Raw genomic sequence first — 13,988 nt, forward strand, 5'->3', positions numbered from 1 at the left:
ATGGAAGAAATAGTTGCTTATTTACCATTAATTCTACCGATCTTAATTCTACAGCTTGTCCTTGCTGTGATTGGGTTGATATCTCTTTTTAAAGCTGAAAAGGTTCTAGGTCCTAAGTGGATATGGGTCATTATTATTGTATGTGGAAATATAGTTGGCAGCATTCTCTATTTCATTATTGGAAGGAAAGAAGCGTAATGGGCTTACTAAGCGTGACAGGACTGACCAAGAGTTACGGTAAAGAAAGTGCTGTTAAAGGATTAACCTTTCAGCTAGAACAAGGAAGATGTGTGGCTTTATTAGGCGCTAATGGTGCGGGGAAAACAACGACTTTGCGAATGCTTGCAGGGCTTATTCAACCTTCGTCAGGTGAGATCATCTTTGGCGAACAGCCTGGGGTCACAGATTATCGGAGGTGGCTTGGATATTTGCCTCAGCATCCTACATTTTATGGCTGGATGTCCGGCCAAGAATATATTCGGTTTGCAGCTGGACTTAGTGGTATGAACCCAAAGGAAGCTGCCGATCGAGCAAATATTGTCCTTGCGAAGGTTGGATTACTAGATGCAGCTAAACGTCGGATATCTGGATATTCTGGAGGGATGAAACAACGCCTCGGACTAGCGCAAGCACTCGTTCATGAACCTAGATTATTATTGCTTGATGAACCGGTCTCTGCCCTTGATCCTATTGGACGGAGGGAAGTGATTAACCTTCTTCGTCAAATCAGGGAAGAGACAACCGTTTTATTCTCCACGCATGTTCTACATGACGCTGAAGAGATTTGTGATGATATCCTTGTTATGGCCAAAGGACAATTAGCGGAACAAGGATCTCTCACTTCGTTAAGAGAGAAGTACCGCCAGCCCCAAGTGATCGTTCAAGTGGAGAGAGAACAGGAAGCATTATTATGGCTTCATTCGTTGAAGGATAAACCGTATGTCATACAGGCCGAGATGAAGGGAGATATTGCGGAACTAACAGTCCATGATCTGAGATCCGCAAGAGATGAACTTATAAGAGAAACTATGGAGAAACATATTCCTCTTGTGAAGTTCGAAGCTGGAAGCTCTACGTTAGAGGATATGTTTGTTAAGGTGGTGAGTGGGCAATGAAAGGCTCATGGATATTTTATCGAAAAGAACTGCTAGACATGTCCCGTAGCTTCAAACTCCTATGGATTCCCATCGTATTTGCCCTCTTAGGAATTATGCAGCCCGTTGTAAGCCTATTTATGCCGGATATATTGCAAATGTCTGGGGGAGTCCCACCAGAGATGTTCTCATTGTATACGACACCAGCCCCATCGGAGGTAATGGTTCAAGTGTTAAGCCAATATAGCACACTAGGTATTCTAATCCTCGTACTTGCAGGTATGAATAGTGTATCAGGGGAACGCTATGGGGGAACTGCAGAATTAATTATGGTACGACCTATTTCATCTCTTTCTATCATCATAGCTAAGTGGTTTGCCCTATGTACACAGTTACTCATTGCCTTTGGTGTTGGATATGTGGCGGCATTCTACTATACCTATCAAATGATAGGGGCTTTATCGTGGAAGAGTGGTCTACTATCATTTGGATTATATGCTCTTTGGCTTATATTAGGGGTGACGATTACTCTCTTATTTAGTACCATTCTGAGAGGAGCGCCAGCGGCATTCGTCACTATAGCTATTCTAGCCTTACTTTCACTTTTGCACAGCATTCTTCCTAAATGGTTGGTATGGAGCCCAGCACGCCTAACAAGCCTTGCTACAGAAGCGTTGATTGGTAATGTTGTATCCATATCTTCCATCGTTATGTGCTCAATAATGACCATGGGTATCATTGTTCTTTCACTTCTTGGCGCATCCCGTCTCCTCCAACGAAGGGGACTTCCCAACTAGTTACGAGTTAATCTTTATAGCTACCATAGACACCACTATCTTTTTTTAGTAGACTATAGATTATCTTATTGACATCTAGGAGGTAGACGATGCTACGTATTGGGGAAAAAATTGTAATCGTCGAGGACGCCTTTGAGCAGAATCTTCCGATCGGTGAATATGGTTATATTATTGCTTATGACCGCAATCCCGATAATGCATTTGATTATGTCATTCGTGTACCGAAAGTGAATCGTAACTTTTTCGTACCTAATGATGATGTTGAGCTGGAAGAAAGGCTCATGCAAGAGGAAGTTGAGCGTACAACACAAGAAGCGCTAATCGATTACGCATTGGCGACATATAATGAGGAGCTATTTCATCATGTGATGAACGGCGATCCAGAATCTGTTGAAGAAGACGAGATGCTTTCGACAGAAGCATTGTCCCAGGCAGAATTTATTAAACAGGTAAATCTTCGTGCATGGATATAGAAGAGTCGGCATATGCCGACTCTTTTTGCTAATAAGAATAAGGTTGTTGATTCCATGTGATTGAATTGTGATAAGTTCTATCCTATAATTATAAACATTATCCTGAGGCCAGTGGCTTTAATCCTGTACTACTTGAGAAAGAATAGGGAGGAATAGAAATTACATGAATATATCGAGCCAAGATGTTCAACATGTGGCCAAGCTTGCGAGACTTAACTTAAGCTCGGAGGAAGAGCTAATGTTTACAGAGCAGTTGAATGCGATTTTGCAATATGCAGAGAAGTTAGATGGATTGGATACGGAAGGTATTGAACCGACCACACACGTTCTTCATCTTAGCAACGTCATGCGTGAGGATGAGCAACGCGAGAGCTTACCGATTGAGAAGGTACTCCTTAATGCACCTGAAGATGAAGATGGACAATTTAAAGTTCCGGCCGTTTTGGAATAAGGGTCTTATTATGGAAGGGAGGATTTACAGTTGAGCCTGTTCGATTATACATTATCTGAAATACATAACAAGATGAATGACGGAGAATTGTCTCCTACGGATTTGGTGGATCAGGCATTCAAGACGATCCATGAACGTGATAACCGTGTTGGGGCTTATCTTACGTTAGATGAAGAGAAGGCAAGAGCTACAGCACGTAGACTAGATGACCAACTGAATGCAGGCGGGGAGCGGGGATTACTGTTCGGGCTACCTGTGGGTCTTAAGGACAATATCGTGACTGAAGGTCTGCGTACGACTTGTGCAAGTCAATTCCTTCGCAACTTTAACCCTGTTTATGATGCTACTGTGACGAAGAAACTACGTCATGCCGATTCCGTGATCCTTGGTAAATTGAACATGGATGAGTTCGCTATGGGCGGATCTAACGAGAATTCAAGTTTCCATCCTGTTCGTAATCCGTGGAATCTAGACTATGTACCAGGTGGTTCTAGTGGTGGTTCTGCTGCTTCTGTAGCAGCAGGTGAAGCTTATTTCACACTCGGTTCCGACACAGGAGGCTCCATTCGCCAGCCTGCTTCATATTGTGGTGTCGTAGGCTTGAAGCCAACGTATGGTTTGGTATCACGATTTGGATTAGTAGCCTTTGCTTCCTCACTAGATCAGATCGGACCAATAACGAAGAACGTTGAAGATTCTGCTTACGTATTACAGGCTATTGCTGGGTATGATTCTATGGATTCAACATCAGCCAATGTGACTATTCCTGATTATCTAAGTGCTTTAACTGGAGATGTCAAAGGGCTTCGTATTGCTGTACCGAAGGAATACATGGGTGAAGGTGTCGATCCTCAAGTTAAAGAGAAGATTATGGATGCCTTGAAAGTACTTGAGGGCTTGGGTGCAGTATGGGAAGAAGTTTCCTTACCACATACGGAATATGCAGTAGCTACTTACTACTTGCTTGCATCCTCTGAAGCTTCTTCGAATTTGGCGCGATTCGATGGTGTTCGATATGGCGTTCGTGCAGAGAACCCAGCGAACCTACTTGATCTTTATCACGAGTCTCGTAGTCAAGGGTTTGGTCCAGAAGTGAAACGACGGATCATGTTGGGTACGTATGCCTTAAGTTCTGGGTATTATGATGCCTATTATTTAAAAGCACAGAAAGTACGTACATTAATCAAACGTGACTTCGATCAAGTATTTGAGAAGTATGATATTATCATCGGACCAACGGCTCCTACGACAGCTTTTAAATTAGGCTCGCAGGTAGATAATCCGCTTACGATGTATTTAAATGATATTCTAACCATTCCGGTCAGTCTTGCAGGTGTTCCTGCTGTAAGTGTTCCATGTGGTTTCGCAGATGGCATGCCAGTCGGTATGCAAATCATTGGTAAGGCATTTGATGAGTCTACAATGCTACGTGTAGCGCATGCCTTCGAACAGAATACGGATCATCATACGAAACGACCTAACGTGTAGCGATCTATCGTAGAAAAGGAGGGAATAAGGCGTGTCTACATCCAAATATGAAACAGTTATTGGACTAGAAGTCCATGTTGAGTTACATACAAATTCCAAAATTTTCTGTGGTTGCTCGACTGAATTCGGAGCACCACCGAACACCCATACGTGTCCTATCTGTCTTGGACATCCCGGCGTATTGCCAGTATTGAATCGCCAAGCGGTGGATTATGCAATGAAAGCAGCCATGGCTCTTAATTGTACGATTGGTGACAGAAGTAAGTTTGATCGGAAGAACTATTTCTATCCCGATTCACCTAAAGCGTATCAGATATCCCAATTCGACCAACCGATTGGTGAACATGGTTGGGTTGATATAGAAGTGAACGGAGAGACCAAGAGAATTGGTATCACTCGTCTTCACCTAGAAGAAGATGCAGGCAAACTGACGCATATCGACGGTGGCTATGCATCATTAGTGGACTTTAACCGCGTAGGTACACCACTAGTTGAAATTGTATCTGAGCCAGAGATGTCTTCCCCTGAAGAAGCTCGTGCATATCTCGAGAAAATCAGAGCCATTATGCAATATTGCGAAGTGTCTGATGTGAAGATGGAAGAGGGTTCTCTTCGGTGCGATGCCAATATCAGTCTTCGTCCATACGGACAGAAGGAGTTCGGTACAAGAGCAGAGTTGAAGAACATGAACTCATTCCGTGGTGTACAGAAGGGCATGGAATATGAAGAATTCCGCCAAGCTGAAATTCTGGATGATGGTGGAGTCGTTGTCCAGGAAACAAGACGATGGGATGAAGGACAAGGAAAGACGATTACCATGCGTGGCAAAGAGCAAGCTCATGACTATCGTTATTTCCCAGATCCAGATCTTGTGACCTTGGATATTGATGATGCATGGAAAGAGCGTATACGTTCATCGATCCCTGAATTACCGGATGCTCGTAAAGAACGATATACGTCTCAATATGGTTTACCTAGTTATGATGCAGCAGTCATTACAGCATCTAAACCCTTAGCAGACTTCTTCGAGGAGAGTTTGAAGTATACAGGGGATGCGAAATCTGTATCTAACTGGATTATGGGTGATCTGCTAGGATATCTAAATAGCAGTAACCTTGAGCTGTCTGGGGTACAGGTTTCTGGACAGGGACTTGGTGAGATGATCGGTCTGATTGAGAAAGGAACGATCAGCAATAAAATCGCCAAAATCGTATTTAAAGAGATGTTGGAGTCGGGGAGATTACCACAACAGATTGTTGAGGAACAAGGTCTAGTTCAGATCAGTGACGAAGGAGCGATCCTTAGTATTGTAGAACAGGTCGTAGCGGCTAACCCGCAATCGATAGAAGATTACAATGCGGGTAAACAGAAGGCAATTGGATTCCTTGTGGGGCAAGTAATGAAAGAGAGCAAGGGTAAGGCAAATCCAGGATTGGTCAATAAGCTGCTTATTGATGTTCTAAGCCGTTAAACGTGAAGTCAATTAGGGGCTTGTCGATCATGACAGGCTCTTTTGTCTATAAATACGGAGGTAGCTACCATGTTTTTGGAATGGAGAATGAAGTATGATCATAGAACTTGTATTAACTGATGAAGATGTTGTTCACCAAATATGGCGGTTACAGCAAGTTGCTTATCGATTAGAAGCCGAGATTATCGGATTTAACGATATTCCTCCGCTATTGGACACCACAGAGACACTTAGTCAATGCGGCGAGACTTTCTATGGTGAAGTAGATGAAGACGGTGTACTAGAAGGAGCTATAGCCATAAGTAGCGAGACTCCAGGAACAATGATGATCACTCGAATGATGGTACACCCCTCTCATTTCCGTAAAGGGATTGCAAGCAGATTGATTCAATACGTTCTTGATTCCCATACTGACGTTCCATTATTTATCGTTTCTACAGGCAAACGGAATGCTCCAGCGTTTACGTTATATCTAAAGTATGGCTTTATTCCTTTCGATACCTATGAAGTTGCGCCAGGTGTTGAATTGACTACCTTTCATAGACATCAGTAACTTCTTCCTATTCCTCATAAATAGTTGATCTTTATTTTCTTAAGGGAGGGCTACGTGTGAATAATCCTTGGTTAATCGATAATCTTCATATTTTCCTTCGGTTACTATTATCCATGCTGTTAGGTGGACTTATCGGATTAGAGAGAGAAAGTTCTAACCGAGCGGCAGGACTACGCACACATATTCTGGTGTGTTTGGGTTCGACTCTTATTATGATGCTCTCCATTTATGGATTCGCAGAATTCGCAAATGAAACGAATATTCGTATGGATCCAGCGCGGCTAGCATCAGCTGTTATTACTGGTATTGGATTTCTAGGGGCAGGAACTATTCTATTTACTGGGAAATCCATTACGGGACTAACAACAGCTGCATCAGTCTGGGTTGTAGCTGCACTAGGACTTTCTGTGGGTGCTGGATTTAACTTTGCTGCTATAACAGCTACGGTCTTAATTTTATTGACATTGATATTGTTCAACAAAATCGAGCAACGATATATTAAAGGAAATAAGTTGCACATCGTGACCATTCACGCCACAAGCTCTCCCGGTTTTCTTGACGATGTCTCTACGCTTTTTAAAGAAGAGGGCTTTACGATCAAGAAATGTATTGTGAACGAACGTAACACGGCACCTTATGGAGAGTTACAGCCTCCAGGGACGACGATTGAACTTACGATGCATGTCTTAATTAAACGTACTTTTGATCCCATCTATATATCGTACAAAATCCAGAGTTTAGTTGGGGTAACGATGATATCCTTAGAATAAATGGATTCCTAATGAATAAGCGGGTACATTCCTTTGGGAACGTACCCGTTTTTATATAAATAGCACAAATGATAATTATTTTTGCTTCTAAATAGGCTTATATTTCAATGCTAAACGTTTCTTCGCCGCTATAGGATGGCGAGGTCATTTGTCGTGGATGCTTGTTTTACTTGGTGGGTAAATATACAGTACCCAATTGTTTACCAGTTACTATAAGTACGTAATGAGGTATTATCTAAATTATCTTTAGAACAGTATTAGGCAAAGGAGGGATACTAAAGATGGACCTCTTGCAACAGAAATCATCCACAATGAATGAACCCTTGAAACAGCATCAACCTACAAAGCGTTCAAGGAGATTTGTCACGCGTAAACGTAAGTTTGTAGCAGGGTTGTTAGCAGCACTTTTACCTGGTTTGGGACATATATATTTAGGGTTATTTAAAAAAGGGATATCTTTTATCTTTGCTCTTATATTAGATTGCTCAGCTTTGCTATATTTTTCATCTACAGGGATGCATATCAATGTACCTTTCTTGATTATTTTGGGACTAATGATTCCTATTTCTTATTTCTATAATCTTTACGATGTGCTTCAAGCAGCAGATTATACGATTACTCGACGTCTAAAAGAAGATTTAGATGTGACTGATGGAACAGGTCAAAGACGTCATAACCCTTTTGCGGGTGAAGGAAGTATCTCCTTCGGTATTTTACTTGTGATGGGTGGGATTATCTTAACCTTATTTCATCAGAAGCCTAGTTGGCTAGGGTTATATATTGAACGTTATGGACAAATAAGCATCGCATGTGGAATAGTCGCTATTGGTTTCGTACTAATCGTTAGAGAAGTTGTAATTCAAAGAAAGAAAAGCTCTACTTAGGAAAAGGGAGGGATGAGAGTGAATGGTAAACAGCACAGAATTCGTGTGGGACGCTATACGGCAGCACTTTTATTAATGATAACAGGAACGTTGTTGATCATAGATGAAGTGCAAGGGAGTGAATACATGCTTCTTTTGCTTAAATGGTGGCCTCTCATAGCGATCATGTGGGGAGTTGAATCCATTCTTATCTATTTATTGAGGAGATCTGAAAAAGGCAATGGATCTAGGATCCGCCTTGATGTTAAAGGTCTTTCCTTATCCATTCTTTTAACCGCTAGTGTATTCATTGTGACTCAACAAGAGCACTATTTATATTTGTGGAATAAAGTGAGTCTGAACCTGACTGCTTCGGCAGTAGACTACAGCGAACAAGACGGAGCAGAATTTAATAAAGAGGATCAAGTCATACCCGTGGCCCTAGACAGTGAGAATATCAAAATTAATAATATAAACGGTGATATTTTGTTACATCGTGAACCCATTGATAATATACAAGTTTCCACTAAAGTATGGATTGATCAGATTACAGGTCCTGAAAGAGAGGATGTATTTGAACAGTCATTACTTGAGGTTACTGAAGGTAAGACTATTAATATTATAGCATCAGGGAAAGCCTATGGGCAGTCGGGTAAACGGCAACCTAGGATGAATCTCGACATTGCACTTCCAGAGAATAGACGTTTCAATTTAGAAGTTCAAACGATGAATGGCAATATCAAACTTGTGAATGTAAATGCCATTGAGAATATCTCATTGAAAAGTGCTAACGGGAAGTTAGAACTATATAATGTGTTAGGAAACGTTAAAGGTGAGACTTCAAACGGTATCGTTCGAACGGTTAAGGTTGAAGGGAATGTTGAAATCACCTCAAGCCAAGGTAATATGGAAGCTACAGATATATCTGGTACACTCAAGTTATCGACACAGGTGGGTAATATATCGGCTATACGTGCGCACAACGATGTCGATATCAGGACGAAGAATGGGAATATATACGCAAGTCAACCTGAAAAGAAATTGAAGATTGAATCTCTTAATGGTGGGATCACCGTGTATTCTCATCAGATCGGCGGAGATTGGGATATCTATAGTGCTGTGGGTGTCATGAATCTACATTTACCATTAGAAGCAAATTATAAATTAAAAGGCTCCATTGCATTTGGCAATATTATTTCTTCTATACCGGCATTTACAATTGAAAATAAAACCATTTACGGAACCGTTGGAGAAGGCGAATATGACATTCGTGTAGAGGGAAATAGCGATTTAAATGTGAATAGCTTTTGAATGAATGCCTTATAATATTTCTATAACTAGGATTTAGAGGAAGGCCTATCGTTGACAATTATCAGATAATAACCGTAATATAATAATAATGATACTAATCTAGATGTTATAAAGGTGGCAGGATAGATGGGAACAAGAGTTCAACATGCATTGGAACAATTGAAAACGACCGGTGTCCGGATCACACCCCAACGCCATGCGATTTTAGACTTCTTAATGGAATCCATGACTCATCCTACAGCTGATGAGATATACCGTGCTTTAGAACCTAGGTTCCCTAGTATGAGTGTAGCAACAGTCTATAATAATTTAAAGATGTTTATGGAGTCTGGAATGGTTCGTGAACTGACATACGGCGATTCATCAAGTCGTTTTGACGCGAATGTGTCGGAGCACTACCATGTGATTTGTGAAGAGTGTGGTAAAATTGAGGATTTCATGTATCCTTCATTGGTTGATGTAGAACACGTAGCAGAAGAGGCAACAGGTTTTCAAGTAAAAGGATTAAGAATGGAACTTTACGGAGTCTGTGAAAAGTGCAAGAAACATTAAGGTAGTAAGAAGCGTTATAAAACATGTGGATTCCTAGAAGGATTCTTCATGTTTTATTTTTTATTCTAAGATTTCACAATCATGGGTTTACGGAGGGTTTATAGGTTGATGAGAAGAAAACAAAGTCACAGTACGATGAGAAAAAGGCGAGTCGGTCCATTTTTGATTGGTTGTCTAATTTTGATAGCTGGGTATTATGCATATACGCAAATTGCTCCTAACACCCAGCATGTAGAACCTGATTGGAAAGGGAAGGGTAGTCCCATTTTTGTGAAAGGTGAATTACTTGAATACTCCGCTTTGGGGACGGGTGAAGATTTAAAACTTCCATTACCGATGTTACAGGAGGAAATAGATCCTCATATCCAATATGAATCGGAGACAGAATCCATCATTATTACAACTTTGGAGAAGTTAGTTTATTTGACTACAGATCAGACGAAAGCCGAAATAAACAATGAACCTACTCAGCTCCGAGTTGCTCCTGAAGAGTCAGATGGCATAATGTACCTACCTATAGGCCTACTAAAAGAACTATACGGATTGGCTGTGCATGAGGATACCAACACAGGTGCCGTTATACTTATGAAAGCGGGAGAAAGTATCCCAATGGGAACGGTCAAGGCGAGTAAGGAAGATAACACAATCGCGATGCGTAAAGAAGATTCGATCCATGCTCCTATTATTTCAGATGTACCTCATGGGACTGAATTAAGGGTATGGGAGACGAAAGAAGATTGGTACTATGTACAATTGGATAACGGTTATACAGGATATATCAAGAAGGCTAATGTAGTTATGGGAGAGAGCAAAATAGTAGCATCGCCTACTCCATCACCTACACGTGCGGAGAGAAGTTGGAAAGGGAAAAAGGTTAATCTGGTATGGGAAGCTGTATACCAGAAGAAGCCTACTCCTGAATCCATTGGAAAACTTCCAGGCGTTAACGTACTAAGTCCTACTTGGTTCAGTATGATTGATGGAGAAGGAAATGTACGAAGCCAAGCAGATCTGGAGTATGTCAAATGGGCACATAAACAGAACATGGAGGTATGGGGACTTCTTAGCAATAGTTTTGAACCCGATCTGACATCTAAAGCAATGAGTAGCTTTGTAAGTAGAATAAACATTATCAAACAGATGTTACAGTATGCAGATTTATATGAATTGGATGGTATCAATCTTGATTTCGAGAATGTGTATACGAAAGATGGCAATAACATCACTCAGTTTGTACGTGAATTGAAACCACTTGCGGAAGCTAAAGGACTCATTGTATCGATAGACGTAACACCTAAATCAAAAAGTGAAATGTGGTCTCTTTTTTTAGATAGACAAGCACTAGCAGAAGTTACAGATTTTCTTATTGTAATGGCTTATGATGAGCATTGGGCATCAAGCCCAGTAGCAGGTTCAGTTGCATCACTCCCTTGGGTGAAGTCGTCAATGCAACGTATCCTATTGGAAGATAAGGTGCCTCCAGAGAAGCTAATTCTTGGCATTCCTTTGTATACGCGCGTATGGAGTGAAGAGATTAAAGATGGAGAAACGAAGGTTAGTTCTAAAGCCTTAAGTATGGATTCTGTAGCTGACATTATAAAGACGAAGAAGCTGAAACCCACTTATTTAGAGAGTCCTAAGCAGAATTACGTTGAGTATAAGGAAGAGAATGTACTTAAGAAGATATGGATTGAAGACGAAGTATCTTTGAAATCGAGAGTAGAGTTAGCTAAGACTTTGGAGCTCGGAGGGATCGGTTCATGGAATCGAAGCTTCGCTAATAAAAAAGCGTGGGAAGTTCTTAAGTCGATTAATCCTTAAAGAGGAATGTATGTATTACGTTTATTGACATCATTATCATCATACCTAAGTATAATTTCACAATAAAACCGGCATCCTTTTAAGGAGAGCCGGTTTTATTGTAATAATAGAAAAAATTCGTATCACGCTATCCTTTGAAAGATTGTTGGGTAATTTCCTTCTCCAACTCTTCAGCAGTGATATTGGCGATTTTTGGATCCAATGTCAGTATAGTTCTGCAGAACATGCAGCGGTCGGTTTGACCTAACACTTTTGTTAACTTACTACATTGTGGACACTGGATCTGGATGGCACTTGTAGATAGCATACCAGCCCAGAAGTAAATACCAAGACTTCCTACCATGGCAATCAGACCGATGACAAGACCTATTGCAGCAAAGGCTTTACCGGAGTGCCCCCAGAACACGATACCTGCTGTTCCTAGGATCATAAGTCCCATGCCAATCATCGTTAATAATAGCCCCCATGTACGGAATGCATTAATTTTTGCGGACTTAAACATCATGGTTATGTTCACCCTAACCTATAGAATAATATAATTCATTTTCTAAGAAGGAACTCGTATTCTCATGTAGAAATATAGTATAACTGAAATGGCATTTTTTCGCCAAGGAATGTATGGAGGGAATCGTGGAATTATCAAACCTGTATTTACAGTATAAAGAGGCATTTGATGAAGAAACCCTAGGAGCAATCGTGTACCAACAACATGATCATAAATTCCAAGGCCCTCTTTTTCATGATTTTGAACTATTATTGTTAGTAGTACAAAGCTCAGAGCAGAGCATAGTCAAACATGTTATGTTCGGGGGGAAACGTTGCCAGGTGTTATATGTAAGCTTGAGATTACTTAGACGTTGGCTCATAGCAGGTGAGAAAAGTGATATAGTCAAATGCTTGTTAGAGGGTGATATCGTATTGGATACGGATGGATGTCTAGCGAATCTTTGTTTAGAATTTGAGGAATTTAAGCAACCCCTTCGTGATCAAGAAATGTTCTTGGAGTTCTCACGATTTCTGTGCTTATACTTAGAAGCTAAACGTTATATGAACGAAGGTCATATTATGGATGCTTACCATAGCGTAATACAATCCCTTCATCATTGGGCACGAATTGAATTAATTGAAAGAGGGATTCGCCCTCAGGCTAATGTATGGGAACAAGTACGCGGATTAAAAACAGCTGTGCATAAACTATATGAAGAATTAACGGTCAGCCAAGAAACATTGAAGCAACGAGTCGAGTTGGTACTCTTGGGTTGTGAGTTTTCCGTAATATCCAAAATGGCTGAGTGTTCCGTTTTACTCATAAAAGTAATGGGCAGTCGCACAAAACCATGGAGTATAGAAGACTTGATTCAACATCCGGAATTAGACATCATGGGTGCAGAACTACCACTTGTACTCCGTAAGTTAGTATATCGATCGATTATTAAAGAAGTGAAGATTGGGAACGAAGTGAAATCACATAGTAACCAAGATATCCTATATAGTATAATATGAAGCTGACTTCGAGGAAGAGTTAATATACTTTTCCTTATTTTTTTTGTATAAAAGCACATCAATCTGTTATTAGCAGAAACTATTAATGAATAGACGAATTAGGATTTTTTTAACATATATTTTTTGTTTAAATTAAATTTGACTCTGCTATAGTTTCTGTGTTAAATTATATCTCGCCCCATTAAACAGGAGACACAGATTACAAGTCAGTAATCAGTCGTTGAAAAAGAAATTGAAAAAAACTTCTTGACGAAATGGCGGCGAGCATGATATATTATAGAAGTTGTCGCCGAGAACAACTGGTAACAACAAAATGAACAAATTGGTCTTTGAAAACTGAACAACGAGTGAGTAGATTTCACGAAAGTGAAGTCAAAACAAATGAGAAATCATTTGATAGAGAAAGTAATTTCTCGTCAGTTTGTTTTAAATGAGCATATCGCTCTTTCTAAATTGATTCCAAATCACTGCAAAGCTGATTTGAAATCAATATAATTTGGAGAGTTTGATCCTGGCTCAGGACGAACGCTGGCGGCGTGCCTAATACATGCAAGTCGAGCGGAGTTGTTTTGGAAGCTTGCTTCCAAAACAACTTAGCGGCGGACGGGTGAGTAACACGTAGGTAACCTGCCTGTAAGACTGGGATAACTACCGGAAACGGTAGCTAATACCGGATAATTTGTTTCCTCTCATGAGGAGATACTGAAAGGCGGAGCAATCTGCCACTTACAGATGGGCCTGCGGCGCATTAGCTAGTTGGTGAGGTAACGGCTCACCAAGGCGACGATGCGTAGCCGACCTGAGAGGGTGAACGGCCACACTGGGACTGAGACACGGCCCA

General features: G+C 40.8%; 15 protein-coding genes and 1 rRNA gene. 15 read left to right on the forward strand and 1 reads right to left on the reverse strand.

Features of this window, described 5'->3' with window-relative positions; genetic code table 11:
• The 13 genes from AC1D69_RS10235 to AC1D69_RS10295 all read left to right on the forward strand — a co-directional run bounded on the left by AC1D69_RS10235 (position 1) and on the right by AC1D69_RS10295 (position 11,644).
• The gene (locus tag AC1D69_RS10235) at positions 1 to 198 is read left to right on the forward strand and encodes a PLD nuclease N-terminal domain-containing protein (protein WP_495456032.1); all 198 of its coding nucleotides are present in this window, start codon (positions 1 to 3) and stop codon (positions 196 to 198) included.
• On the forward strand, positions 198 to 1,115 hold the full coding sequence (locus AC1D69_RS10240) for an ABC transporter ATP-binding protein (protein WP_495456033.1): 918 nt from the start codon (positions 198 to 200) through the stop codon (positions 1,113 to 1,115). The genes AC1D69_RS10235 and AC1D69_RS10240 overlap by 1 nt, the downstream gene beginning before the upstream one ends.
• Positions 1,112 to 1,891, forward strand: coding sequence for an ABC transporter permease (locus AC1D69_RS10245; RefSeq protein ID WP_495456034.1), 780 nt, complete (start codon positions 1,112 to 1,114; stop codon positions 1,889 to 1,891). Before AC1D69_RS10240 ends, AC1D69_RS10245 begins: the two co-directional genes overlap by 4 nt.
• A gap of 89 nt (positions 1,892 to 1,980) precedes the next feature.
• Positions 1,981 to 2,364: an ATPase gene (locus AC1D69_RS10250; RefSeq protein WP_495456035.1), complete on the forward strand. Its 384-nt coding sequence runs from the start codon at positions 1,981 to 1,983 to the stop codon at positions 2,362 to 2,364.
• A gap of 163 nt (positions 2,365 to 2,527) precedes the next feature.
• A complete protein-coding gene (gene gatC, locus AC1D69_RS10255; protein ID WP_495456036.1) occupies positions 2,528 to 2,815 on the forward strand; it encodes an Asp-tRNA(Asn)/Glu-tRNA(Gln) amidotransferase subunit GatC in 288 nt (95 codons plus the stop codon).
• A gap of 30 nt (positions 2,816 to 2,845) precedes the next feature.
• Entirely contained in the window at positions 2,846 to 4,303 is a 1,458-nt protein-coding gene (gene gatA / locus AC1D69_RS10260) for an Asp-tRNA(Asn)/Glu-tRNA(Gln) amidotransferase subunit GatA (RefSeq protein ID WP_495456037.1), read from the forward strand.
• A 31-nt stretch (positions 4,304 to 4,334) separates the two neighbouring features.
• Complete coding sequence (gene gatB / locus AC1D69_RS10265; protein WP_495456038.1) at positions 4,335 to 5,774, forward strand: Asp-tRNA(Asn)/Glu-tRNA(Gln) amidotransferase subunit GatB; 1,440 nt, start codon at positions 4,335 to 4,337, stop codon at positions 5,772 to 5,774.
• Between the two features lie 94 nt (positions 5,775 to 5,868).
• Positions 5,869 to 6,327, forward strand: coding sequence for a GNAT family N-acetyltransferase (locus AC1D69_RS10270; RefSeq protein ID WP_495456039.1), 459 nt, complete (start codon positions 5,869 to 5,871; stop codon positions 6,325 to 6,327).
• A 56-nt stretch (positions 6,328 to 6,383) separates the two neighbouring features.
• The gene (locus AC1D69_RS10275; protein ID WP_495456040.1) at positions 6,384 to 7,097 is read left to right on the forward strand and encodes an MgtC/SapB family protein; all 714 of its coding nucleotides are present in this window, start codon (positions 6,384 to 6,386) and stop codon (positions 7,095 to 7,097) included.
• Between the two features lie 281 nt (positions 7,098 to 7,378).
• On the forward strand, positions 7,379 to 7,981 hold the full coding sequence (locus AC1D69_RS10280; protein WP_495456041.1) for a hypothetical protein: 603 nt from the start codon (positions 7,379 to 7,381) through the stop codon (positions 7,979 to 7,981).
• Positions 7,982 to 7,999: 18 nt separating this feature from the next.
• On the forward strand, positions 8,000 to 9,271 hold the full coding sequence (locus AC1D69_RS10285; protein WP_495456042.1) for a DUF4097 family beta strand repeat-containing protein: 1,272 nt from the start codon (positions 8,000 to 8,002) through the stop codon (positions 9,269 to 9,271).
• 126 nt (positions 9,272 to 9,397) lie between these two features.
• Positions 9,398 to 9,823 (forward strand): peroxide-responsive transcriptional repressor PerR, encoded by a 426-nt coding sequence (gene perR / locus AC1D69_RS10290; RefSeq protein WP_495456043.1) that lies wholly within the window; start codon positions 9,398 to 9,400, stop codon positions 9,821 to 9,823.
• A gap of 108 nt (positions 9,824 to 9,931) precedes the next feature.
• Positions 9,932 to 11,644 carry a glycosyl hydrolase family 18 protein gene (locus AC1D69_RS10295; RefSeq protein WP_495456044.1) on the forward strand — a complete coding sequence of 571 codons (1,713 nt, stop codon included), beginning with the start codon at positions 9,932 to 9,934 and terminating at the stop codon, positions 11,642 to 11,644.
• A 127-nt stretch (positions 11,645 to 11,771) separates the two neighbouring features.
• Here AC1D69_RS10295 and AC1D69_RS10300 read toward each other — a convergent pair whose 3' ends face one another.
• Positions 11,772 to 12,149: a YgzB family protein gene (locus AC1D69_RS10300; protein ID WP_495456045.1), complete on the reverse strand. Its 378-nt coding sequence runs from the start codon at positions 12,147 to 12,149 to the stop codon at positions 11,772 to 11,774.
• Between the two features lie 125 nt (positions 12,150 to 12,274).
• On the opposite strand from AC1D69_RS10300, the gene AC1D69_RS10305 reads away from it, so the two are divergent.
• Positions 12,275 to 13,147, forward strand: coding sequence for a nucleotidyltransferase-like protein (locus AC1D69_RS10305; protein ID WP_495456046.1), 873 nt, complete (start codon positions 12,275 to 12,277; stop codon positions 13,145 to 13,147).
• Between the two features lie 493 nt (positions 13,148 to 13,640).
• Positions 13,641 to 13,988, forward strand: a 16S ribosomal RNA gene (locus AC1D69_RS10310); the annotation flags it as partial.

It is taken from the genome of Paenibacillus sp. Y301 (assembly GCF_059445505.1).

Excerpts from the sequence above, each read along its gene's own strand:
- AC1D69_RS10235 (WP_495456032.1), top strand. The coding sequence starts at position 1 with ATGGAAGAAATAGTTGCTTATTTACCATTAATTCTACCGATCTTAATT.
- AC1D69_RS10240 (WP_495456033.1), top strand. The coding sequence starts at position 198 with ATGGGCTTACTAAGCGTGACAGGACTGACCAAGAGTTACGGTAAAGAA.
- AC1D69_RS10245 (WP_495456034.1), top strand. The coding sequence starts at position 1,112 with ATGAAAGGCTCATGGATATTTTATCGAAAAGAACTGCTAGACATGTCC.
- AC1D69_RS10250 (WP_495456035.1), top strand. The coding sequence starts at position 1,981 with ATGCTACGTATTGGGGAAAAAATTGTAATCGTCGAGGACGCCTTTGAG.
- gatC (WP_495456036.1), top strand. The coding sequence starts at position 2,528 with ATGAATATATCGAGCCAAGATGTTCAACATGTGGCCAAGCTTGCGAGA.
- AC1D69_RS10270 (WP_495456039.1), top strand. The coding sequence starts at position 5,869 with ATGATCATAGAACTTGTATTAACTGATGAAGATGTTGTTCACCAAATA.
- AC1D69_RS10280 (WP_495456041.1), top strand. The coding sequence starts at position 7,379 with ATGGACCTCTTGCAACAGAAATCATCCACAATGAATGAACCCTTGAAA.
- perR (WP_495456043.1), top strand. The coding sequence starts at position 9,398 with ATGGGAACAAGAGTTCAACATGCATTGGAACAATTGAAAACGACCGGT.
- AC1D69_RS10295 (WP_495456044.1), top strand. The coding sequence starts at position 9,932 with ATGAGAAGAAAACAAAGTCACAGTACGATGAGAAAAAGGCGAGTCGGT.
- AC1D69_RS10300 (WP_495456045.1), bottom strand. The coding sequence starts at position 12,149 with ATGATGTTTAAGTCCGCAAAAATTAATGCATTCCGTACATGGGGGCTA.